Source organism: Branchiibius hedensis (genome assembly GCF_900108585.1).
In the GTDB taxonomy this organism is placed as follows: Bacteria; Actinomycetota; Actinomycetes; order Actinomycetales; family Dermatophilaceae; genus Branchiibius; species Branchiibius hedensis.
This window is the reverse complement of sequence record NZ_UESZ01000001.1, coordinates 3,095,181-3,115,736: the sequence shown is the minus strand read 5'-3', so window position 1 is coordinate 3,115,736 and position 20,556 is coordinate 3,095,181. Positions and strand designations below refer to the sequence as shown.

The window sequence follows — 20,556 nt, the reverse complement described above, 5'->3', positions numbered from 1 at the left end:
CCCGCGATATGGCAAGCGGGCAGGTCAGCCGTCGATGCGCAGGGCTGCGACCACCGGCACCGTCGTTGCGCGGCGGGCGGGCGGCAGCGCCGACACCAGCACCAAGACGACCCCAACGGCGGCAACGGTGGCGAGGAAGGTCCAGGGCGTGCCCCATACGAAACCGGTGGTCTGGAAACCGATGACGGATTGTGCGCCGATCGATCCGAAGAAGACCCCCAGAATCAATCCGAAGAGGACGGCGGTACCGGCCAGGGCAGCCGACTCCCGGGTGATCATCGAGCGGATCTGGCTGCCGGTGAAACCGACCGCGCGCAGCAGACCGATCTCCCGGCGGCGCTGGATCACCGTCAACGACATGGTCGAGATGAACCCGATCACCGAGATGACGCAGGACACCACAACGATGCCGGTCATCACGCTGCCGATCATGCTGAGCAACTGGTGGGCCAGTTCTCGGTCGGCGGGGGTGAGTTGGGTCCACCCGTCGACGGCCTTTTGCAACGCACCCATCCCGGAGGCGATCGTGGTGATGATCGCGACGCCGATGACCAGACCCATCGTGGAGCGGGTGGTTCGCTGCGGGTCTAGGACCGCATTGCGCCGCGCGATGCGGCTGGCGGGGGTCGATCCCAGCGCCCGCCCGCTGGCGGCGACCAGCCAGGGCACGACGTACCGCGCACCGATCAACAAACCGGTCGTAAAGGTGGCGGCGCCGAGGAAGGCGACCAGGAAGCCGATCCCGGCGTAGTGCTCACCGAGGTAGGCAGCGCCGAGCAGGAAGACCACCCCCGCAGCCATCACCAGCAGCGCGAAAGCCTTGCGCAAGTGTGACTCGCGACGGGTCGAGGCGGTCGGGGCCGAGACCCCGGTCATCGCCTCGGCCGGGGTCACGGTCAGCACGCGACGGGAGCCGCGCCAGCCACAGATCAACGCCACGATGGCGATCACGGCGATCGGGATGACCAGGACGACGCTGGTCAGCGGGTAATCGCGAGATGGCAGGGTGCCGCGGGCCACCAGCACGACCCGTGCGGCGGCGGTGATCGCGACCCCGAGAGCCGCTCCCCCGAGGGCAGCCACCAAGCCGATCAGACCGGTGGATCGCATCACCACCCGCCGCAGGTCAGTGGAACGGGCGCCGAGCAGTCGCAGCAACGCCAACTGCCGCAACCGGCCGGCCAGGACGGTGTCGACGGCGTTGGTGATGACCACCGCCGCGACGTAAATCGCGACGAGGTTGAAGACCAACGAAGCGATCTGCAGGGTGAAGGCCAGGTTGCCCGGGTTGTTGCCGAGCGTGGCCAACACCGCACTGGCAGAAACCAATACGCCGGCGTAGAGGCCGCACAGCGCGGCGACCAGGCCGATGGTGCCGAGGTCCCGGCCGGAGCCGAGGACGAGTTCGCGTTTCATGCTGCACCGACTTCCAGATTCACCATCAACCGGGCGATCTCCGTGGCGGGCATCGCCGGGTAGTCGCCCGCGATCCGGCCGTCGGCCACGACGAGGATCCGATCGGCGTACGACGCGGCGACCGGATCGTGGGTGACCATCAGGATCGTCTGGTGGTACTCCTGCGCGGCAGAACGCAGCAGCGCCAACACTTCCCGCGAGGTGCGGGTGTCCAGGTTGCCGGTGGGTTCGTCGGCGATGACCAGGTGGGGACGTACGGCGAGTGCCCGGGCGATCGCGACCCGCTGCTGCTGACCGCCGGACAACTCCGCGGGCCGGTGGGTGATCCGGTCCTTCAGACCGAGCACCTGGGTCAAGTAGTCGATGCGCTCACGGTCCTCGATACTCGGGGTGCGACCGGCGAGGTCGAAGGGCAGCAGGATGTTCTCGCCCGCGGTCAGGGTCGGGACCAGGTTGAACGCCTGGAAGATGAAACCGATGTGGTCGCGGCGCAGTTGGGTGCGCCGGTCGTCGGACAGTTCGTGGAACGGCTGACCGGCCAGCCACACCTGACCCTTGCTCGGATTGTCCAGTCCCGCAGCGATATTCAGCAGGGTGGACTTACCGGAGCCGGATGGGCCCATGATGGCGGTGAACTGGCTGGGGGCGATGTCGAGGCTGATGTCGGTGAGGGCGGGGACGGCACTGGACCCATCGCCGTACCAGCGATCGACGTTGCGCATCCACAGGACTGGGGGCAGTTGTTCGGTCATGTCTACGACGGTATGAAGCGCGGCCCTCATCGCGCGTCGGTCGCAGGGCGGGTCTTGGGTACATCTGTGGGCGTACATCTCCGGTTGCGACCCTTGGATGCGCGCAAGTCAACGCACGACACGCCGAAATAGGATTTTCGTAGGTCCTTGCCAGTTTTTACTCAGGCGTGTGTCACAGTTCGTCTGCGCCGGGGTCTGTCCGAAACTTTGTGTAAGTGGCTTGGCGTGACGTCCCTGGCTTTGGCTGGGGCGGAAGGAAGATCGCGTCATGTCTGATGAGCAAGCGCATGGTGAGTTGGTGGCGAGGTCGTCGGCCGAGTCGGTTGACGTTGATGATCTGGCGCAGCAGCTGGTCGCTTCGGCGGTCGAGCGGCAGGTCGCTTTGACCGGTGAGGGTGGGTTGTTGACGACGCTGACGCGGCGGGTCCTGCAGGCAGCCCTGGAGGCCGAGATGAGCGCCCACCTGGGGTATGACAAGCACGCGGTCAACGGCCGCGATGGCGGCAACTCCCGCAATGGCTCCAGCCCCAAGACGGTGCGCACCGAGATCGGGGACGTGCAGATCCAGGTTCCGCGGGATCGGGCCGGCACGTTCGAACCGCAGATCGTGCCCAAGCACCAGCGCCGCCTGGCCGGGTTCGATGAGGCCGTGATTTCGCTGTACGCGAAGGGCATGACCACCGGGGACATCGCCGCTCACCTGTCCCAGGTGTACGACACCGATGTTTCCCGGGACCTGGTCTCGCGGGTCACCGACCAGGTCCTGGGTGACATGAAGGCGTGGTCGGCGCGTCCGTTGGACGCGATCTACCCGGTGATCCTGATCGACGCGATCGTGCTGAAGGTCCGCGAAGGGACGGTCGCGAACCGTCCGGTGTATGTGGCAATCGGTATAGACCTCAACGGTTTCCGCGATGTCCTGGGGTTGTGGGTCGGGCCTTCGGGTGGGGAAGGAGCTAAGCAGTGGATGAACATGCTGTCGGACTTGAAGAATCGTGGCATCCTCGATGCGTGCATCGTGTGCTGCGACGGCCTCAAAGGGTTGCCCGAGGCGATCACGGCGACCTGGCCGGCCGCCACGGTGCAAACGTGTGTGGTGCATTTGGTCCGCAACAGTCTGCGGTACGCCTCCAAGAAGTACTGGCAGGCCATCACCCGCGACCTCAAGCGGATCTACACCGCCCCGTCGCTGGCGGCGGCCGAAACCGAGTTCGAGACCTTCGCGCAGCAGTGGGAACCGCTGTATCCGGCGATGGTGCGGATGTGGCGCAACTCCTGGACCGAGTTCATCCCGTTCCTGGACTTCCCTGTCGAGGTCCGCAAACTGATCTATACGACCAACGGGATCGAGTCGTTGAACGCCCGGTTCCGGGCAGCGACACGTCGACGGGGCCATTTCCCGGACGAGCAATCCGCGTTGAAGGTGCTCTACCTCGCGGTGTTGGAGCGGCAGAAGAACCGACCCAACCCCACCGGGCAGATCGCCGGCTGGAAGAACATCCTGAACGTACTATCCATGACCTACGGCGACCGCCTAGGTCTGAACTAGCCGATGCCACTTACACAAAGAATCAGACGGACCCTCGCCGCAACTATTATGTGCCCCTTCATAGGGAGCGGGGTACTTGAGCGATTTCTCTTCGCTGTTGCCGGCAGGAGAAAATCTGGATACTAGCCTCAAAATTTCCTGCGACCAGCAGACAGGAGGCCATCGTGGATAGGTGATCTGTTGTTGACAAGCTCGCTGTCGCCTGCCGGTGTGAGTCCGGTCCGGGTAGCCGCCAGGAGGCCCGGTAGCAGGCTGGCGGTGTCGGAGGGAAACCTGCGGTGTCGAAGCCCAGCGTCGAAAGCCCTTCAAGGGGGAGCGACTGAGCCCTGATCCACCGTTGTTGATCTGAACGTTCTGATTGTGTTGCCGTGCAGGGGGTTTCGGGTCGGGGCGTGCGAAGCTCGCCGGTCTGCCCGGCTCTTCCACTGGTGTCCTGGTGTAGCGCCCGGTCGGGCTGGGTGGTCAGATCGTTGCTGGTGGGGGTGGGCCGGGTCGCGGTCGCGGTGTCCCAGAGCGCTTCCCAGGCCGGTGTCCACGGCCAGCGCACGGGTAGGTGCAGGATCAGTGGCCGCCCGGTGGTCGCGATCAGGGCGGGCAGGTTGATGATCCCTGGCCCTTACGGTGGCCCACCGCGTCAGACGCATGCAGGAGGCGATGGCGGTGGCGCGGGCGAGGTTGAACGCGATGACCGCGCACGCGACCCACGCTGCGTTCGCGGTGTACTTGCCGCTGGGTAGGTGCGCTAGGGGCCCGTTCTTCAGTTCGGCGATGACTTGCTCGATGATCGCGTGGTCGCGGTGGCGCTGATCGGCCTCGATGATCTGAAGCCGGGAGTTGGTGATGAACGCGTGATGGCGGTATGTCGCGAATAGTTCGCCCTGGGCGGTTCGATCCCCTGCCAGGGGTTGGATCCGTTGGACGCGGCGCACGATCAACCGGCAGGCCACGTGCTGGTCTTTGGTGCGGGAGGTGAACGCGGTGAACGGCACCTCCGCGACCTCGGCATCACTGACCCAGACATCTTGTTCTTCGTGGTAGACCGCGTTCGGGTACTGGATCGGCGTCCACGCATCGTCGGCGATGGAGGCGATCGCGGCCGCGACGGCCGGGTCCATTCGGGCGGTCACGGAAAACCAGGCCCGGCCCCGGATCGCCGCACCCACGAACGCCCACCCGTAGTAGGCCGAGTCCGCCCTGGCCAGGACCTGTTACTGGCGATGGCGATGCTGTTCTTCTCTTCGCGTTCGGTCAGGACTTGGTAGAGCAGTTCGGCGCCGCGTCGGTCCAGTTCCATGTAACCCAGTTCGTCGATGATCAGCAGGTCGACCCGCCCGTAGCGGGCCATGGTTTGCGCCAGGACTTTGTCGTCGACGGCTTCGACGAGTTCGTTCACCATCGGCCGGGGTGCAGGCGAGCAGTGGAGGACGCAGTGACCGCTCCGTCCCGCCGGGCGCCACCATCGCCTGCACGGAGATATATGCTCAGTTATATTGACTGCGGACATAGGAGCAGAACGTGGCCATGACCAGCGTCGACCTGGACCCGGGGCTGCTCGAGCGCGCCCGGCAGCTGACCGGTGAGAAGTCCAACCGCGCCGTGCTCGACCTCGCACTACGCCGACTGATCGCGTCGAAGCAGAAGGGCGCGATGATCGACGGCATTGCCGAGCTGACGGACCTGCCGGCCGAGCTCGGCGCTCCCGTCGTGCCGCCGGCCACGTGACGGACTACCTGGTAGACAACTCGGTCTGGGCGAGGCTCGCGACGGGCGACCCCGGCATCACGGCCCGGCTGCGGCGAATCGAGCGCACGCCCTCGGACCTCTTCGTGACCTGCCCTCCCCAGGTGCTCGAGTTCTGCCACAGTGCCCGGGCTCCTGAGGAGCATGCTCGGTACAGGGAGGGCATCACCCTTGGCTTCCCGCTCGAGCGCGCCCCGGACGAGAGTCTGGTCCTGGATCTGCAGGCAGCGCTGTGGGGAGCCGGCCTGGTCCGCGCCGCCGGGACCGTCGACCTCCTGATCGCCGGCTACGCCATCGCCAACGACGCCACTGTGCTGGCCGCCGACCACGACTTCGACTACATCGCCCGCGTGAGCGACCTGCGGCACGAGTACGTCGCGCCGTCTGGCTGACATCGAAGGTCGGAGATGCGGCCTCGCGCGGCGGGGAGGAAAGAGAACAGGTCCGCGCCTCATCGCGAGAACATCAACTCATCAATCCGTGCTCGTAGGCATAGACCACCAACTGCACGCGGTCGCGGGCGCCGAGTTTGGTCAGGATCCGCGAAATATGCGTCTTCACCGTTGCCTCTGAAAGGAATTCGGCCGCGGCAATCTCGGCATTCGACAACCCTTTGGCCGCCTGCAGCAGGATCTCGCGTTCCCGGGCGGTGAGCGCCTCGTACTCCGGCCCCGGGGTGGCGCTGCGAGTCCGGAAGCGGGCGAACAATGCCCGCGTCGCGCCGGCGGCAACGACCTGGTTGCCCGCGGCGACCGAGCGGATCGAGGCCAGCAACATCTCCGGCTCGGCGGACTTCAGGACGAATCCACTGGCTCCCGCTTCGATCGCTGCGACCGCTGACTCGTCCTCATCGAACGTCGTGAGCACCAGCACCTTCGGCGCCGCCGCCCCGAAAGACTCGTGCAGCAAACGCGTCGCGGTGACTCCGTCAACGCCCGGCATCCGGACATCCATCAGGATCAGATCGGGCCGGGTGGCGCTGACGAGCTCGGGCACCTGCGCGCCATCGCCGGCCTCGCCGACCACCTCCAGATCATCCTGCGACGAGATGACCATCGCGATGCCGGCCCGGAACAGCGCCTGATCGTCCACCAGAGCGATGCGGATGCTCACGACTTCTCCTCCGGGATGAAAACGTCCACCTGCCAACGAGTTCCGGCATCGGCAGGTTCAGCCCGCATCATCCCGCCCGCAGCGACGACGCGCTCGCGCATCCCACGCAGACCGTGTCCATTGGTGCCGACCGGTCGGGCTCCCGCGGAATTGGTCACGCTCAGCCGGTAACCGTCGCTCCAGTCTTCGCGCACCCGTACCGGTGTGCGCAGATCACCGTGCTTGAGCGCGTTGGTCAACGACTCGGTCAGGACCCGGCTGGCAGTGGCCGTCAGCTGGGGGTCCGCACTCGGCGTACCCTCCTGGGTCACTTCCAGGCTCACCCCCGCATCGCGCAGTCGTTGGATGAGCGCATCGGGTTGGTCGAGGGTCAGGGGCGCGTCGGAGTCGTCGTCCCGCAGCCGACTGAGCAAGCCGCGGATGTCGGTCATGGCGGAGCGCGCGGTCTCCCCGATCACTGAGAGCGCCTCTTCCGCGCGGTCGGGGTCGGTACGCAACAGGTAGCGAGCGCCATCGGCCTGCGCCGCAACGACCGCCCACGAGTGGGCCACCACATCGTGCATGTCCGAAGCGATGGCGATCCGCTGCTGCTGCTGGGTGACCAGATCGCGCAACCGTCGCTCCTCGGCGCTCTGCAACTCCAAACCGATCCGATCACGGACCACCTGACGGCTCTGGTAGCGCAGGTATCCGGTGACCCAACCACCGAAGACGACCAGCGCGGTCAGGCCACCCAAGATGGCCCCGGCGATCAACCGGTGGGTCAGGTCGGTCGCGACCGCGGGCGGAGCGCCGCCCTGGACGGCGATCCAGACTGTTGCCACCACGACCGCGACCGTGCAGGCGATCAGTCCGAATCGACGTACGGCGCGATCCCGGTGCGCGCCGAGGCGGAAGGCGATCAGGGCGTAGCCGAGGTCCGCGACGTAGTTGATGTTGCCGTCCGCGACCTGCCAGATCGCCGCGATGATCGCCAAGGCGACGCTGGCCGCCAGCCAGCGCCGACGGATCGCAAGCGCGACCCCGAGCAGGATCGCGGCCGGCCAGGAGTGCAGGCCGTTGACTGCGGTGATGGCGATCGGGACCAGGCCGATCGCGATGTCGATGGCCCAGCCGCGTTTGGTGAGCGGCGCGTCCTCACCCCAGGGGTCGACCTGGAGGGTGCTGGTCATGTGCCTAGTTGTAGTGCCCCGCCAGGTTGGGTACGCGGTCTGCGGGTGAGCCACCTTTGAGCGCGGTGTGTGCGCGGTGGTGATTGTAGATGTGCAGGAAGTCCTCGTACGCGGCGGCGCGTTCGGTCTCGCTGGTGTAGGGGCGGGCGTAGGCCCACTCCTCGGTCAGGGTCCGGTTGAACCGCTCGACTTTCCCGTTGGTTTTCGGGGTGTAGGGGCGGGTGCGTTTATGGGTGATCCCATGGTCCTGCAGCATGTTCCGGAATAGGTGGGAGCGGTAACAGGACCCGTTGTCGGTCATCACCCGGTCCGTGGTGATCCCGACCTGCGCGAAGTGCGCCACCGCCCGTTGCATGAACGCGGTCGCGGTCTCCTTCTTCTCATCGGCCAGGATCTCTGAGTAGGCGTACCGGGAGTGGTCATCGACCGCGTGGTGCAGGTAGGCATACCCCCGCCCACTGCTGGAGGTAGCACGGGAGTTAGCTTTCCCCGCAGCGCGGCCATGGACCCGGTGTCCACCCCCATCGGGGATGCGGCCCAGCTTCTTGATGTCCACGTGGACCAAATCACCCGGGGCGTCGCGTTCGTAGCGCACCACCTTTCGACGACCGGCCCGTACCGGGGCACCAGTGGCCGGGTCCGTCCAGGACAACCGAAGACACCGGTACCGGGTCAGGATGCGGTGCACCGTGGCCGGATTCATCCCCAGGTGGTAGGCGATCCGGGCCGGCCCCCACCGCCGCGAAACCCGTAACCCCAGGACTCGCCGTTCCCGGCGCCTACTGGTGCGGTGCGGACATGACTGGGGCCGGCTGGGACGATCGCACATCCCCGCCGCACCATGCTGGCGGTACCGGGCCGCCCAGCGGTGCGCGGTGGTGACCGAGACCCCGAACCGGTCTGCGGCCCGCCGCAACGGCCACCCATCGTCCACCACGCACCGCGCCAGGCGCAGGCGACCAGTCGCAGAAAGCGGGGCATTAGCGTGGACCATGAGGACCTCCGGGTTTGGGGATGTGTTTGCTTCGTCGCTTCACACCTCACCCGGAGGTCTTCCTCAAGTCACGCCGACAGGCCGAGAACCGTTCCTAACGTCCCGGGGCAGTACACCTAGTGTGCGTGGGCGGTCGACTCGTGGTCCGCGTGGCTGACCGGTTCGACCTGGAAGGTGGAGTGCTCGACGTCGAAGTGGCCGGCGATGCACGCCTGCAACTCATCGAGCAGTCGCGCGGAATGCCCGTCGCTGAAGCACTCGTCCTCCACCACGACATGCGCCGACAGTGCGGGCAGACTGGAGGTCACCGTCCACACGTGCAGGTCGTGGACGCTGACGACGTGCTCCGGCTCCAGCAGGTGCGCAGTGACATCGCGTAGGTCGACCTCGCTGGGGGCGGCCTCCATGAGCACCCGGCCGCTGTCCCGGGTCAGTGCCCAGCCCGCGCGCAGCATCAGCGCGACGACCACCAGGGAGGCGACGGCGTCGGCCCGCATCCACCCGGTGAGCAGGATGACCAGGGCCGCGATCGCCGTCCCGATGAAGCCGTAAAGATCGGTGAGGACGTGCTGGTAGGCGCCTTCGACGTTGAGGCTGCTGCGGTTGGCGCGCGCCATGGACGCAGCCGCAGCGATGTTGACCACCATGCCGACGAGGGCGACGACCAGGACCAAGCCGCCGGTCACCTGGGGTGGGTCGATCAGTCGGCGGATCGCTTCGAAGCCCAGGATCACCGCGAGCACGAGCAAGGTGATGCCGTTGCCGGCGGCCGACAGGATCTCGGCGCGCTTCCAGCCGAACGTCCACTTCCCGCGGGCCGGTTGCGCCGCCAGGTGCATCGCCCACAACGCCGCGCCGATGGCCGCCACGTCGGACAGCATGTGGGCGGCGTCGGAGAGCAGGGCCAGTGATCCGGAGATGAAAGCGGTGATGACCTCACCGATCATGAACGTGCTCAGCAGCGCCAGGGCGATCCACAGGTAGCGGCGATCGGCGTCGGCGGAGATGGCGTGCGCGTGCCCGTCGTGACTATGCGCCGGGGCGGCTTCGGTCGCGCCGTGGGGGTCGGCACCGGAGCACACGCTCATGGCTCGAGTCTAGGTCGCCCTCGCCCCGTGAGTCCCGTCCGGTTCGCGGGGGCGCCCCGACCAACTGCTGGCGGTTTCGTCACTTGTCGAGGTCATCTCGGCAGATCAAGCCACGATTGCTGGCGGTTTCGTCACTTGTCGAGGTCATCTCGGCAGATCAAGCCACGATTGGTGGCAGTTTCGTCAGTTGTCTGGTTCGGCAGGCGGCTGAGCACCCGCCGCCTCGTCGCGTGCGGCCCAGTCCAACAACCTCTCCAGCCCGTACGCCGTGTCGTCGATTCCCGCGGTCAGGTCACCGACCGACGCATAACGTGCGGGCATCGTGGCGATGGTGAAATCGTCCGGCTCGGCGTCCTCTATCTCCGACCACAGCAGCGGCGCAGACACCGTGCCCCGTGGATTGCCCCGCACCGAATACGCGGCCGCCATCGTGTGATCGCGGGCGTTCTGGTTGTAATCGACGAAGACCACGTCGGAGGGCCGGTCCTTGCGCCACCACGTCGTGGTCGTCTCCGACGGGGCCCGGCGCTCGACCTCACGACCGAAGGCGAGGGCGGCGCGGCGTACGTCAGCAAATCCCCAGTCCGGGCGGATCCGGACGTAGATGTGCAGCCCGTTGCCCCCGGAGGTCTTCGGGTAACCCTCGATCCCCAACTCGGACAGCACTTCGTGGGCGACGGCGGCCACTCGGCGTACGCGAGAGAAGGGGCAGTCCGGCATCGGGTCCAGATCGATCCGCCACTCGTCCGGCGCCTCGACGTCGAAGCGGCGGCTGTTCCACGGGTGGAACTCCACCGTCGACATCTGCACCGCCCAGATCACGTCGGCGATCGAGGTGACGCACAACTCGTCCGCGGTGCGGTTCCAGCGGGGAAAATGGATCTGCACGGTTTCTACCCACGGCGGCGCGCCGGCGGGCAGCCGCTTCTGGTGCACCTTCTGCCCGCTGACCCCGGTCGGGAAGCGGTGCAGCATGCACGGCCGGTCGCGCAGCGCGCGCACGATGCCCTCGGAGACCGACAGGTAATACTGCGCCAGATCGAGTTTCGTCTCGCCGCGCATCGGGAAGTAGACCCGGGACGGGTTGGACAGCCGCACCGACTGCTCACCCGCGCTCACCTGCACGGACGGACTGGCCATACCCCGCACCGTAGACCTGCGACGATGACGACGTGCCAGCCAAACCACCCCGGACGCTGTTTTCGGTCGACGCGGTCTTCCCCAAGTTGATGCTGATGTGCACCTCGGCCATCGGCGGGATGTTGCTGGGCGTCGGGGTCCTGGTGGGCGCACTGGTCGTTCTGGGTCGGGCATCCGGCCCGTCGACCACCTTCATGTGGTGGTGTATCGGGCTGGGGATCGCCCTGATGGTGACCTCCCGGCTCCTTTTCGGCCGGTTCCTGCGGAGCTATCTGGGCGACCCCGAGCGCGGCTCTGTGGACTAGTTACCCATCGGTAGTGTGACCGGGGTAACCTTGCCGCAGTTTTCCCGGCCACGAGAGGAAGCCGCAATGGCTGCAGCCACCACCGTCCGCCAGAAGATCCACGTGACCGACGTTGCGAAGGGTTTGATCGGGATGGCTCCCGACCTGGGAACCCTCACCCGGGAAGGACCGGGGCTGCTGCTGCGCAAGCCCACGGACAAGATGTCGGTCGGGCGGATGTTCGAGAAGACCGCCGCCAAACACGGCGACCGGATCTTCCTCAAGGGCGAGGACCACGTCACCTTCACCTATGACGCCGCGAACAAGCGGGTCAACCAGTACGCGCACGTGCTGAAAGAAGACTACGGCGTCCGCCGGGGTGACGTCGTCGGGATCATGGCGCACAGCCAGGTCGAATACATCCTGATGCTGCTGGCCGCGGTGAAGCTCGGCGCGATCGCCGGTTTGCTCAACTACAACCAGCGCGGCGACGTCCTCGCGCACAGTCTGGGGCTGCTGAACTCCAAGGTGCTGTTGCTCGAAGACGGCATGCAGGAGGACCTGGCGACCGCTGGTGACGTCGGCGCGGCCCAGAACGTCCTGACGATGCCCGACCTGGCCAAACTGGCTCGCGAGAAGGGCGTGACCAACCCGCCCGACTGTGCCGCGACCGTGGCCAAGGAGCAGGCGTACTACATCTTCACCTCGGGCACGACCGGCATGCCGAAGGCGTCGGTCATGAGCCACTTCCGCTGGTTGAAGTCCTACTCCGGCCTGGGTGCGCTGGGCGTCCGGCTGAAGTCCAGCGACACCATTTACTGCCCGCTGCCGCTCTACCACAACAACGCCGTCACGGTGGCGCTGAGCTCGGCGCTGGTCAACGGCTCGGCGTTCGCCGTGGCCAAGAAGTTCTCGGCCAGCAAGTTCTGGGATGAGTGCATCAAGTACGACGCGACCGCCTTCGTCTACATCGGCGAGTTGTGCCGTTACCTGTTGGCGCAGCCGGCGAAGCCGGTCGACACCCAGCACAAGGTGCGGGTCATCGTCGGTAACGGGCTGCGCCCGGACATCTGGCACGAGTTCCAGGACCGCTTCAAGATCAAGCGGATCGCCGAGTTCTACGGCGCGTCCGAGTGCAACATCGCCTTCATCAACGCCTTCAACATCGACCAGACCGCCGGCACCTGCCCGTTGCCGTTCACCGTTGTCGAGTACGACCCGGAGACCGGTGAGGCCAAGCGCAACGAGAAGGGCCGCTTGATCAAGGTCAAGCACGGTGGCACCGGGCTGCTGTTGGCCAAGGTCAGCTCGCGGGCGCCCTTCGACGGTTACACCGATCCTTCGGCGACCGAGAAGAAGCTCTACCGCAACGCGTTCAAGGACGGTGACACCTGGTTCAACTCCGGCGACCTGGTGCACAAGCAGGGCCACCTGCACGTCTCCTTCGTCGACCGGTTGGGTGACACCTTCCGGTGGAAGGGTGAGAACGTCGCGACGACCGAGGTCGAGGCCGTGCTGGGTCGCGCACCCGGGATCGAGGAGTGCACGGTGTACGGCGTGGCCGTGCCCGGCACCGACGGCAAGGCCGGGATGGGTGCGATCGTGTTGCGCGAGGGTGACAGCTTCGACGGCGAGCAGGTGGGTAAGGCGCTCACGAGCGGACTGCCGGCGTACGCCGTGCCGCTCTTCCTGCGTGTCGTGGACTCCCTGGAACACACCTCGACCTTCAAGAGCCGCAAGGTGGAGCTGCGGGAGGCCGGGTACGGCGACATGGAGCACGAGGTCGTCTACGTGCTGACCGACGGCAAGTACGAGCCGTACTACCCGCAGTACGCCGCGGACGTCGCCGCCGCGAAGTACCCGCGGATCTGAGTTCAGCCGACGGCGGTTCAGATCCTGCGCAGTCGACCGCTGGAATCGGCGGCCAGGGTGATGGCAGCGTCGCCGACCACGGGAAGCGCGGTCGGCGACGTTCCCGCCACGTAGTGCAGCGTGGTCGGCCGGACACCGGCGGCCTCTGCCTCCGCAGCGGGGATGGCGGCGGTACCGATGAGCGCGACCGCTGCGGTGGCACACACCGCGCGGGCCGTCCGGCCGCCGCGACGACGACCGGTCGGCACCTTTGCCGTAGAAGGAGTGTGGGCGAGGGCTGGGTAACTGGTCATGGGACCAGCCTGGTGAGGGTCACTGTCACCCGTCTGTGTGGTCGTTGTGCTGACTGGAAGACTGACCACATGCGGCTATTCCTCATCCGGCACGGTCAGACGACCGCGAATGTGGCCCACGAACTCGACACGGCATTGCCCGGTGCGCCCCTGACCGAGCTCGGCCGCGAGCAAGCGGCGAACCTGCCGATTCGATTGGGGCAGGAGCGTTTTGACGGAGTCTGGTGCTCCCGCGCGCAACGCGCCCAGGACACCGCCGCAGCATTGGCGGCGGCACAAGGCCTGGTGCCGCAGGTGATGCCTGGCCTGCACGAGATCCAGGCGGGTGCCTGGGAGATGTCCGTCGACCGCACCGACTGGCTGACCTACCAGGCGCTGCTGGCGCAATGGATCCGAGGCGACCTGCAACCGCCGGTACCCGGCGGCGAGAGTGGGGCGGACGCCGTAGCCCGCTTCGACACGGACGTCGCCGTGATCGAGGCACAGGCACCGCGTCAGGCCGCGATCGTCGCCCATGGCGCGATGATCCGTCTGTGGACAGCGACCAGGGCCGTCGACGCCGACCCCGACTTCGTGGTCAACCACCCGCTGAAGAACACCGGGTACGTCGTGCTGGATGGCAACCTCGCCGACGGCTGGTCACTGCAGGAGTGGTCAGCGGCGTAACCTGCCTGCGTGACGGTCACATGGCAGGCAGCCGACCAGTACGCCGATCTGATGGGTCTGCGGGTGCGTTACCGCACGTGGGGCAACCCACACGCCAGCACGACGTACTTGCTGGTGCACGGGCTGGGCGGTTCGTTGGAGAACTGGGGTCTGGTCGCGCCGTACCTGGCCGATCACGACGGATACGTCTACGCGCTGGACCTGGCCGGTTTCGGGCAGACCGTCCCGCAGCATCACCGGCAAGCCCGGGTGGGCCGCAACGTCGAACTGGTCGAGGAGTTCCTGCGCTCGGTGGTGGGGCGTCCGGCGGTGATCGCCGGAAACTCGATGGGCGGTCTGATCTGCCTGCGGGTGGCCGGCCGGGCCAGGGTGCCGATCGGCGGTGCGGTGCTGGTGGACCCACTGATCCCACTCAGCCCCCGCCACCGCCCGCACCCGCTGGTGGCCGCGGCGTTCACGATCTACACGGTGCCGGGGGTCAACAAGGCGTTCCTGCGGATGCGGTCCGGGGAGGAGCACCTCGAGAACAACGTGCACGAGGCCCTCAAACTGGTGACCACCGACGTGGATCGGATCGACCCACAGGTGCGGACCGCGCATCTGGAGGTCGCGCGGGCGCGGCTGGGCCAGACCGGGACCGCGGAATCGTTCCTCGCGGCGGCCCACACGACGCTGCTGCACGGGCTGCGTCGGCGCGACTACACCAAACACGGTCGCTCGATCGCGGCGCCGGTGCTGTTGCTGCACGGCGACAAGGACCGGCTGATCAACGTCGGCACGGCTCGTGATCTGGCCCGACGCCACCCGGACTGGACCTACATCGAGGGTGCCGGGATCGGGCACACGCCGATGCTCGACCAGCCGGAGTGGGTCGCCGACAACATCCGGGAATGGGTCGGGGATCTGCCCGCCACCGGTTGACCCGATTTGGCCGTGCACCGGTCGTAATTGCATGGTGGTAGCCATGAGTAGTTCCGCACGGACCGTTCGATTCCCGGCTTTCGTCGCCGCGGCTGCTGTTAGCGGGCTGGCACTGGCCGCCTGTTCCGGCGGCTCCGACAACGCCTCGACGGCAGCGCCCACCACCTCCTCGCCGACCTCGACGACCGCGTTGGAGAGCACCACGTCGACCCCGAGTGCGACCACCACGAGCACGCCCCCGCCGACATCGACGACCACCGCAACGTCGCCGTCCACGACGCCGAAGCCGACGGCGACGACCTCGACCACCCCGCCCCCGTCGACCGCGTTCATCAACGCGTGCGTCACGGCGAACTCCAAGCTGAACACGGTGGTGTCGCAGTGGAACGCCGCCGTGTCCAGCGGCAACAACAGCAAGTTGGACGCGGCCGCGAAGAACTTCACGACCACCGCGACCCAACTGCTGGCCCTGCGGCAGGGCGCGGGCGATCGTCAGTTCAGCCTCAAGGTCCAGGACATTGCCAGCGAATTGGGCTCCATGGCCACCGCCCGCAAGAACAACAAGACGGTGACGACCACGGACTTCAACGCCAAGGTCACCGCACTTCGCACCTACTGCCAGTCGCGGCTGAAGGCCTGACCTCAGCCCTCAACGGTTCGGAGTCGATCCCGCGCCGTGGCCAGCGCCGCTTCGGCGTCGGCGTGACGCTGCTGCGCCGCCGTCAATTGCTCGGTGGCTGTCGCTAATTCGTCCTCAGCGGTGGACACCTGCCTTCGCAGTCGCGCCAGTCGTGCGGCGGCGCGGCGATCCGGTTCTGCTGGTCGGGGGTCGGCGACGACCTCCTGAGCGGGCGCCGCTGCGCTCCACCGGGCGACGGCATCGCTGAGATCGACCTCGCCGAAACCGCTGTAGCTCAAGGCCTTGGTCAAGCGGCCGCTACGGAGCGCGGCTGCCGCCGCCGGGTCGGCCAACGCCGCTGTGGCCGTGGCCACGACTTGCTCGCGCAGGCCGCCTGCGGGTTGTCCCAGGGCCTCCAACAGACGGTTGATCGTGGCCGTCCGCTCGTTCGACAGATCGCGCATCGCCACTGCGTCAACCCGTTGCTGGGCCTCGCGCAGGCGCTCGCCGAGCTCGCACACCTGCGCGATGACCGGGTCATCGGCCAACCGGTTGAGGGCGACGGCGGCCGCGGTTGGTCGCCGAAGGGCTTTGACGTCATCGGCCGCCTCGCTCTGGCCGGCGCTGCGCAGCCGCTTGGCCAACGCGTCGCGCTCCGGAACGAACCGCTCAACCGGGCCGGCGAAGAGGGCGGCGACGGATGCAGTGAGGTCGGTCATCCTCAGCTCCCGTCGCAGATTAGGTTGATCACATCACACGTTGCGCGCCAAGGGAGTCCCGCGATGGCTACACAAGAATTCGATGTCGTTGTTGTCGGTGCGGGACTGGCCGGTCTGGTCGCCGCCGCAGAGGCCGTGGCCGCCGGCCGCCGGGTCGCCGTACTCGACCAGGAGAACGCCAAAAACCTTGGTGGCCAGGCGTTCTGGAGTTTCGGCGGCCTCTTCCTTGTCGACACCCCGGAGCAGCGCCGGATGGGGATCAAGGACTCGTTCGACCTCGCCTGGCAGGACTGGCAGGGCAGTGCCGCCTTCGACCGGTTGGACGACGAGGACTCCTGGGCGACGAAGTGGGCGCGGGCGTACGTCGAGTTCGCCGCCGGTGAGAAACGCGCCTGGCTGAAGGAGCGGGACATCTCCTTCGTCCCCCTGGTCGGCTGGGCCGAGCGCGGCGATGGCCGCGCGGACGGGCACGGCAACTCGGTGCCACGTTTCCACATCGCCTGGGGCACCGGAACCGGTGTGGTGAAACCGTTCGCCGACCGCACGCTGCAGGCGGCCGAGGAGGGCCGGCTGACCTTCCTGCACCGGCATCGCGCGGATGAGCTGATCCTCGAGGCGGGTCGCGTCGTGGGGGTGCGGGGCGCCGTACTCGCACCGGACGATCACCCACGCGGCGAACCCAGCAACCGGGACGTGGTCGGCGACTTCGAGGTGCGCGGTGGCGCGGTCGTGCTCACCACGGGCGGGATCGGCGGCAACCACGAGTTGGTGCGGCACTGGTGGCCGCAGCGGCTCGGCACCCCGCCGGCGTCGATGATCACGGGAGTCCCGGCGTACGTCGATGGTCGGATGTTGCAGATCGCCGAAGAAGCAGGGGCGCGCACGGTCAACCGGGACCGGATGTGGCACTACACCGAGGGGATCGCGAACTGGGACCCGATCTGGCCGCAACACGCGATCCGGATCCTGCCCGGCCCGTCGTCGATGTGGTTCGACGCGCTCGGGCGGCGGCTGCCGTTCCCCTGCCTGCCCGGGTTCGACACCCTCTCGACGCTGCGGTATCTGAGGACGACACCGGACATCGCGGCGTACGACCATTCGTGGTTCATCCTGACCCAGAAGATCATCGAGAAGGAGTTCGCGCTGTCGGGTTCGGAGCAGAACCCGGACATCACGAACAAGGACTTCAAACTGCTGCTGTCCCGGGTCAAGAGCGGCGCGCCCGGGCCGGTCGAAGCGTTCAAGAGCAAGGGCGCGGACTTCGTCGTGGCGGACTCGTTAGAGGAGTTGGTCGCCGGGATGAACAAGCTCACCGATGAGCCGCTGTTGGATCCGGCCGACATCCGGCGGCAGGTCGAGGCGCGCGATCGGGAGATGGTCAACGGATACAGCAAAGACGCCCAGGTCACGGCGATCCGCGGTGCGCGCCACTACCGCGGCGACAAACTGGCCCGGGTCGCCTCACCCCACGCGTTGCTCGACCCCAAAGCCGGCCCACTGATCGGCGTGAAACTGCACATCCTGACCCGTAAGTCACTCGGTGGTCTGCAGACCGACCTGCAGTCGCGCGTGTTGCGCCCGGACGGTTCGGTCTTCGACGGACTGTTCGCGGCGGGCGAAGCGGCCGGGTTCGGTGGCGGCGGCGTCCACGGGTACAACTCGCTGGAAGGCACGTTCCTCGGTGGGTGCATCTTCTCGGGCCGCGCTGCCGGGCGGGGCGCCGCCGGCTGACCGGCGTCAGGTCGTCGCGTGCTCGATGCTGTCGAGCAGGGCATTGACGGTGGCTTCGAAGATCTCGCGGTCCTCGACGGCCAGCAGCTCTGTGGCGTGCTGGCGGGCCGCGGGATACTCCGGAGCGCGCCACAGGGCGGAGATTCCGGACCAGGCGACGGCGTCCTTCGCGCGCTGGTCAGGATCCAACGACGCGAGGACGGCGTTCATCCCCGACAAGGACAGCACCGCATCGCCGAACATCCGGTAGTAGAGCACCACTTGCTCGCGGGGCAGGCCGGTCCGGGTCAACGCATCCAGAATGAACTCGACCAATTCGCGCTCGGTGGAACCGCCTGTGGTGCGGGCGAATCCGAGGCTGAACGTCGCCGGGTAGTGCGTTGACAGATCCCAGGTCGCACGGGCCAGCTGCCATAGGCGGCCGCGCCAGCTTTCGTCATCCGCGACCGCGTGAATCGCCTCGGTGAGCGCTTCGGTGACCCGCTCGTAACAGGCCAGCACCAGGTCATCCTTGTCCCGGAAATGCCGGTAGAACGCCGTGGCGTCGACCCCGAGTTCGGCGCCGAGCCGGCGCATGCTGAGGGCGCCAGGGCCATCGCGCTCGATGACCTCGACCGCCGCGGCCAGGATCCCGTCACGGGTCAGGGCCGGCGTGCGGCTGCGTCGCTCCGTGTTCGCCTTCGGCACGTGGTTCCACTTCCCTCCGACTTGATGCCGTCAGGAAACTCTAAGCCGCGAATGTTGTCAACACCGTTGACAACAGCGTTGGAGCTGTGTTTTCTTTCCAGTCATGCAGCTCACAGTGCTTCGCGGTGGCGCGATCTTCCGGGCCGACGCGGCCACCTCCTGGGCCACTGCGATCGCCTTCGCCGGCGACCGGATCCTGGCCGTCGGTGGCGATGAGGAAGTCCGCCCCTACCTCGATCGGGCCGACGATGTCGTCGACCTGGAAGGACGGCTGGTCACCCCCGGTTTCGTCGACGCCCACGTGCACCCGGTGCAAGGCGGACTCGAGCGCGCCCGGTGCGACCTGTCCGCCGCTGACACCGCCGCCGAGTACTACGACCTGATCGGCCGCTACGCCGCAACCTGCACCAGCGCGTGGATTCTCGGCGGCGGCTGGTCGATGGCGGCGTTCGAGCGCGGTCGCCCCGATCGCAGCATCCTGGACACGCTGGTGCCGGACCGGCCGCTCTACCTGCCCAACCGGGACCACCACTCTGCCTGGGTGAACGCCCGTGCGTTGGAGTTGGCCGGCATCGATGCGCGTACGCCGGACCCCACCGGCGGGGTGATCGAACGGGACGCCGCGGGTCAGCCCAGCGGCCTGCTGCACGAGAAGGCGATGGCCCTGGTCGAGGCGTTGGTGCCGGCCGACACCGTCGATGACCTGGCCCTGGGACTGCGCGAGGCGCAGCGCTATCTGCACTCGGTCGGCATCACCGGCTGGCAGGACGCGATGGTGCAGCACCGGGGCGAACCTTCCCTGCACGACGCCTACCTGCGCGCCCAGGACGAGGGCTGGCTGACCGCGCGCGTCGCCGGCGCCCTGTGGTGGGAGGCCGCTACCACCGACATCGCGGCCGAGGTCGCGCACCTGAGCGCCATCCGCCAGCAGGCGTGGGCCGGTGCGAATCGGGCGCTCGCCAAGGAACGGCCGATCCGCTACTCACTGCCGCACGTCAAGGTGATGCAGGACGGCGTCATCGAGACCGAGACGGCCGCGATGATCGAGCCGTACCACGACCGGTGTGGTCACGCCGGGTCCGAGAGCGGGTTCAGCTTCATCGACCCGGAGGTCCTGAAGGACGTGGTGACCGCGCTCGACGCCGCCGATTTCGACGTACATTTCCACGCCCTGGGTGATCGAGCGGTGCGCGAGGTCCTCGATGCGGTGGCCGAAGCCATCGCCCGCAACGGCACGCGCGACCACCGTCATCACCTGGCCCACCTGCAGGTCGTCGACCCCAAGGACCTCTCCCGGTTCCGCGAGTTGGCCGTCGCGGCGAATCTGCAGGCGCTGTGGGCCTGCCACGAACCACAGATGGACCAGCTGACCATTCCGCTGCTGGGTGCGGACCGTTCCGCCATCCAGTACCCGTTCGGCGATCTGCTGCGCGACGGGGCCACGTTGGTCATGGGCAGCGACTGGCCGGTCAGCAGCCCCGATCCGTGGGCGGCGATCCACACGGCGGTCAACCGGATCGACCTGTCCGCGCCGGAAGGCACGGCGCCGCTCGGCAAGGACCAGGGTCTGCCGCTGGCAACCGCGCTGACCGCCTACACGGCCGGATCGTCCTGGATCACCCGCTCCACCGATCGCGGCACGCTGGCTCCCGGTCAGGGCGCCGACCTGGTTGTCCACGACCGCAATCCGTTCGCTGCCGACGTCCGGCAGATCGGTGCCACCCGGGTCCAGCGGACCTACGGCGCCGGCGACCTGCTCTACAGCGCCGAATGACTCCGCCCGTTTCATACCGAAGGATC

At 67.4% G+C, this 20,556-nt stretch carries 21 protein-coding genes and 1 pseudogene; 10 read left to right on the top strand and 12 right to left on the bottom strand.

The window, feature by feature from the left end; all coding sequences use genetic code 11:
- Positions 1-24: 24 nt before the first annotated feature.
- Complete coding sequence (locus DR843_RS15100) at positions 25-1,416, bottom strand: ABC transporter permease (protein ID WP_109687118.1); 1,392 nt, start codon at positions 1,414-1,416, stop codon at positions 25-27.
- On the bottom strand, positions 1,413-2,168 hold the full coding sequence (locus tag DR843_RS15095) for an ABC transporter ATP-binding protein (protein ID WP_109687116.1): 756 nt from the start codon (positions 2,166-2,168) through the stop codon (positions 1,413-1,415). Before DR843_RS15095 ends, DR843_RS15100 begins: the two co-directional genes overlap by 4 nt.
- Positions 2,169-2,436: 268 nt before the next feature.
- Here DR843_RS15095 and DR843_RS15090 point away from each other — a divergent pair, with 268 nt between their 5' ends.
- Entirely contained in the window at positions 2,437-3,717 is a 1,281-nt protein-coding gene (locus tag DR843_RS15090) for an IS256 family transposase (RefSeq protein ID WP_172461486.1), read from the top strand.
- Between the two features lie 305 nt (positions 3,718-4,022).
- Here DR843_RS15090 and DR843_RS15085 read toward each other — a convergent pair whose 3' ends face one another.
- Positions 4,023-4,844 carry a hypothetical protein gene (locus tag DR843_RS15085; protein ID WP_146202593.1) on the bottom strand — a complete coding sequence of 274 codons (822 nt, stop codon included), beginning with the start codon at positions 4,842-4,844 and terminating at the stop codon, positions 4,023-4,025.
- 38 nt (positions 4,845-4,882) lie between these two features.
- Positions 4,883-5,113, bottom strand: a pseudogene (locus tag DR843_RS15080) (ATP-binding protein); the annotation flags it as partial.
- A gap of 125 nt (positions 5,114-5,238) precedes the next feature.
- Here DR843_RS15080 and DR843_RS15075 point away from each other — a divergent pair.
- Both DR843_RS15075 and DR843_RS15070 read left to right on the top strand, forming a co-directional pair.
- Positions 5,239-5,439: a type II toxin-antitoxin system VapB family antitoxin gene (locus DR843_RS15075; protein WP_245934239.1), complete on the top strand. Its 201-nt coding sequence runs from the start codon at positions 5,239-5,241 to the stop codon at positions 5,437-5,439.
- The gene (locus tag DR843_RS15070) at positions 5,436-5,849 is read left to right on the top strand and encodes a PIN domain-containing protein (RefSeq protein ID WP_109687110.1); all 414 of its coding nucleotides are present in this window, start codon (positions 5,436-5,438) and stop codon (positions 5,847-5,849) included. The genes DR843_RS15075 and DR843_RS15070 overlap by 4 nt, the downstream gene beginning before the upstream one ends.
- 73 nt (positions 5,850-5,922) lie before the next feature.
- Here the strand turns inward: DR843_RS15070 and DR843_RS15065 are convergent, their stop codons facing one another.
- From DR843_RS15065 to ligD, 5 genes are all read right to left on the bottom strand, one after another.
- The gene (locus DR843_RS15065; RefSeq protein ID WP_109687107.1) at positions 5,923-6,570 is read right to left on the bottom strand and encodes a response regulator; all 648 of its coding nucleotides are present in this window, start codon (positions 6,568-6,570) and stop codon (positions 5,923-5,925) included.
- Positions 6,567-7,742, bottom strand: coding sequence for a sensor histidine kinase (locus DR843_RS15060; RefSeq protein ID WP_109687106.1), 1,176 nt, complete (start codon positions 7,740-7,742; stop codon positions 6,567-6,569). Before DR843_RS15060 ends, DR843_RS15065 begins: the two co-directional genes overlap by 4 nt.
- A 4-nt stretch (positions 7,743-7,746) precedes the next feature.
- Positions 7,747-8,736, bottom strand: coding sequence for an IS481 family transposase (locus DR843_RS15055; protein ID WP_109684423.1), 990 nt, complete (start codon positions 8,734-8,736; stop codon positions 7,747-7,749).
- Positions 8,737-8,852: 116 nt separating this feature from the next.
- Positions 8,853-9,824, bottom strand: a complete 972-nt coding sequence (locus tag DR843_RS15050; RefSeq protein ID WP_109687104.1) for a cation diffusion facilitator family transporter — start codon at positions 9,822-9,824, stop codon at positions 8,853-8,855.
- Between the two features lie 183 nt (positions 9,825-10,007).
- Positions 10,008-10,964 carry a non-homologous end-joining DNA ligase gene (gene ligD / locus DR843_RS15045; protein WP_109687102.1) on the bottom strand — a complete coding sequence of 319 codons (957 nt, stop codon included), beginning with the start codon at positions 10,962-10,964 and terminating at the stop codon, positions 10,008-10,010.
- Positions 10,965-10,996: 32 nt separating this feature from the next.
- Here ligD and DR843_RS15040 point away from each other — a divergent pair, with 32 nt between their 5' ends.
- Complete coding sequence (locus DR843_RS15040) at positions 10,997-11,269, top strand: hypothetical protein (RefSeq protein ID WP_109687100.1); 273 nt, start codon at positions 10,997-10,999, stop codon at positions 11,267-11,269.
- 66 nt (positions 11,270-11,335) lie between these two features.
- Complete coding sequence (locus tag DR843_RS15035; RefSeq protein WP_109687098.1) at positions 11,336-13,120, top strand: long-chain-acyl-CoA synthetase; 1,785 nt, start codon at positions 11,336-11,338, stop codon at positions 13,118-13,120.
- Positions 13,121-13,137: 17 nt separating this feature from the next.
- On the opposite strand, the gene DR843_RS15030 is transcribed toward DR843_RS15035, so the two are convergent.
- Complete coding sequence (locus DR843_RS15030) at positions 13,138-13,413, bottom strand: hypothetical protein (RefSeq protein ID WP_146202592.1); 276 nt, start codon at positions 13,411-13,413, stop codon at positions 13,138-13,140.
- 69 nt (positions 13,414-13,482) lie between these two features.
- Between DR843_RS15030 and DR843_RS15025 the strand changes: the two genes are divergently transcribed.
- Genes DR843_RS15025 through DR843_RS15015 form a run of 3 tightly spaced genes read left to right on the top strand, consistent with a single transcriptional unit; the run spans position 13,483 to position 15,640 of the window.
- On the top strand, positions 13,483-14,079 hold the full coding sequence (locus tag DR843_RS15025; RefSeq protein WP_109687096.1) for a histidine phosphatase family protein: 597 nt from the start codon (positions 13,483-13,485) through the stop codon (positions 14,077-14,079).
- Between the two features lie 9 nt (positions 14,080-14,088).
- Entirely contained in the window at positions 14,089-15,000 is a 912-nt protein-coding gene (locus DR843_RS15020; protein WP_109687094.1) for an alpha/beta fold hydrolase, read from the top strand.
- Positions 15,001-15,043: 43 nt separating this feature from the next.
- Positions 15,044-15,640: a hypothetical protein gene (locus DR843_RS15015; protein WP_109687093.1), complete on the top strand. Its 597-nt coding sequence runs from the start codon at positions 15,044-15,046 to the stop codon at positions 15,638-15,640.
- A 2-nt stretch (positions 15,641-15,642) separates the two neighbouring features.
- On the opposite strand, the gene DR843_RS15010 is transcribed toward DR843_RS15015, so the two are convergent.
- A complete protein-coding gene (locus DR843_RS15010; RefSeq protein ID WP_109687091.1) occupies positions 15,643-16,338 on the bottom strand; it encodes a hypothetical protein in 696 nt (231 codons plus the stop codon).
- 63 nt (positions 16,339-16,401) lie between these two features.
- On the opposite strand from DR843_RS15010, the gene DR843_RS15005 reads away from it, so the two are divergent.
- Complete coding sequence (locus DR843_RS15005; RefSeq protein ID WP_109687089.1) at positions 16,402-18,069, top strand: FAD-binding dehydrogenase; 1,668 nt, start codon at positions 16,402-16,404, stop codon at positions 18,067-18,069.
- Positions 18,070-18,075: 6 nt separating this feature from the next.
- Here DR843_RS15005 and DR843_RS15000 read toward each other — a convergent pair whose 3' ends face one another.
- Entirely contained in the window at positions 18,076-18,756 is a 681-nt protein-coding gene (locus DR843_RS15000) for a TetR/AcrR family transcriptional regulator (protein ID WP_109687087.1), read from the bottom strand.
- 103 nt (positions 18,757-18,859) lie between these two features.
- On the opposite strand from DR843_RS15000, the gene DR843_RS14995 reads away from it, so the two are divergent.
- Entirely contained in the window at positions 18,860-20,530 is a 1,671-nt protein-coding gene (locus DR843_RS14995) for an amidohydrolase (RefSeq protein ID WP_109687086.1), read from the top strand.
- The last annotated feature ends 26 nt before the right edge of the window (positions 20,531-20,556 follow it).

Coding starts and splice junctions, on each gene's coding strand:
- DR843_RS15100 (WP_109687118.1), bottom strand. CDS start 1,416: ATGAAACGCGAACTCGTCCTCGGCTCCGGCCGGGACCTCGGCACCATC.
- DR843_RS15095 (WP_109687116.1), bottom strand. CDS start 2,168: ATGACCGAACAACTGCCCCCAGTCCTGTGGATGCGCAACGTCGATCGC.
- DR843_RS15090 (WP_172461486.1), top strand. CDS start 2,437: ATGTCTGATGAGCAAGCGCATGGTGAGTTGGTGGCGAGGTCGTCGGCC.
- DR843_RS15075 (WP_245934239.1), top strand. CDS start 5,239: ATGACCAGCGTCGACCTGGACCCGGGGCTGCTCGAGCGCGCCCGGCAG.
- DR843_RS15060 (WP_109687106.1), bottom strand. CDS start 7,742: ATGACCAGCACCCTCCAGGTCGACCCCTGGGGTGAGGACGCGCCGCTC.
- DR843_RS15055 (WP_109684423.1), bottom strand. CDS start 8,736: ATGGTCCACGCTAATGCCCCGCTTTCTGCGACTGGTCGCCTGCGCCTG.
- DR843_RS15050 (WP_109687104.1), bottom strand. CDS start 9,824: ATGAGCGTGTGCTCCGGTGCCGACCCCCACGGCGCGACCGAAGCCGCC.
- ligD (WP_109687102.1), bottom strand. CDS start 10,964: ATGGCCAGTCCGTCCGTGCAGGTGAGCGCGGGTGAGCAGTCGGTGCGG.
- DR843_RS15035 (WP_109687098.1), top strand. CDS start 11,336: ATGGCTGCAGCCACCACCGTCCGCCAGAAGATCCACGTGACCGACGTT.
- DR843_RS15030 (WP_146202592.1), bottom strand. CDS start 13,413: ATGACCAGTTACCCAGCCCTCGCCCACACTCCTTCTACGGCAAAGGTG.
- DR843_RS15025 (WP_109687096.1), top strand. CDS start 13,483: ATGCGGCTATTCCTCATCCGGCACGGTCAGACGACCGCGAATGTGGCC.
- DR843_RS15015 (WP_109687093.1), top strand. CDS start 15,044: ATGAGTAGTTCCGCACGGACCGTTCGATTCCCGGCTTTCGTCGCCGCG.
- DR843_RS15010 (WP_109687091.1), bottom strand. CDS start 16,338: ATGACCGACCTCACTGCATCCGTCGCCGCCCTCTTCGCCGGCCCGGTT.
- DR843_RS15005 (WP_109687089.1), top strand. CDS start 16,402: ATGGCTACACAAGAATTCGATGTCGTTGTTGTCGGTGCGGGACTGGCC.
- DR843_RS14995 (WP_109687086.1), top strand. CDS start 18,860: ATGCAGCTCACAGTGCTTCGCGGTGGCGCGATCTTCCGGGCCGACGCG.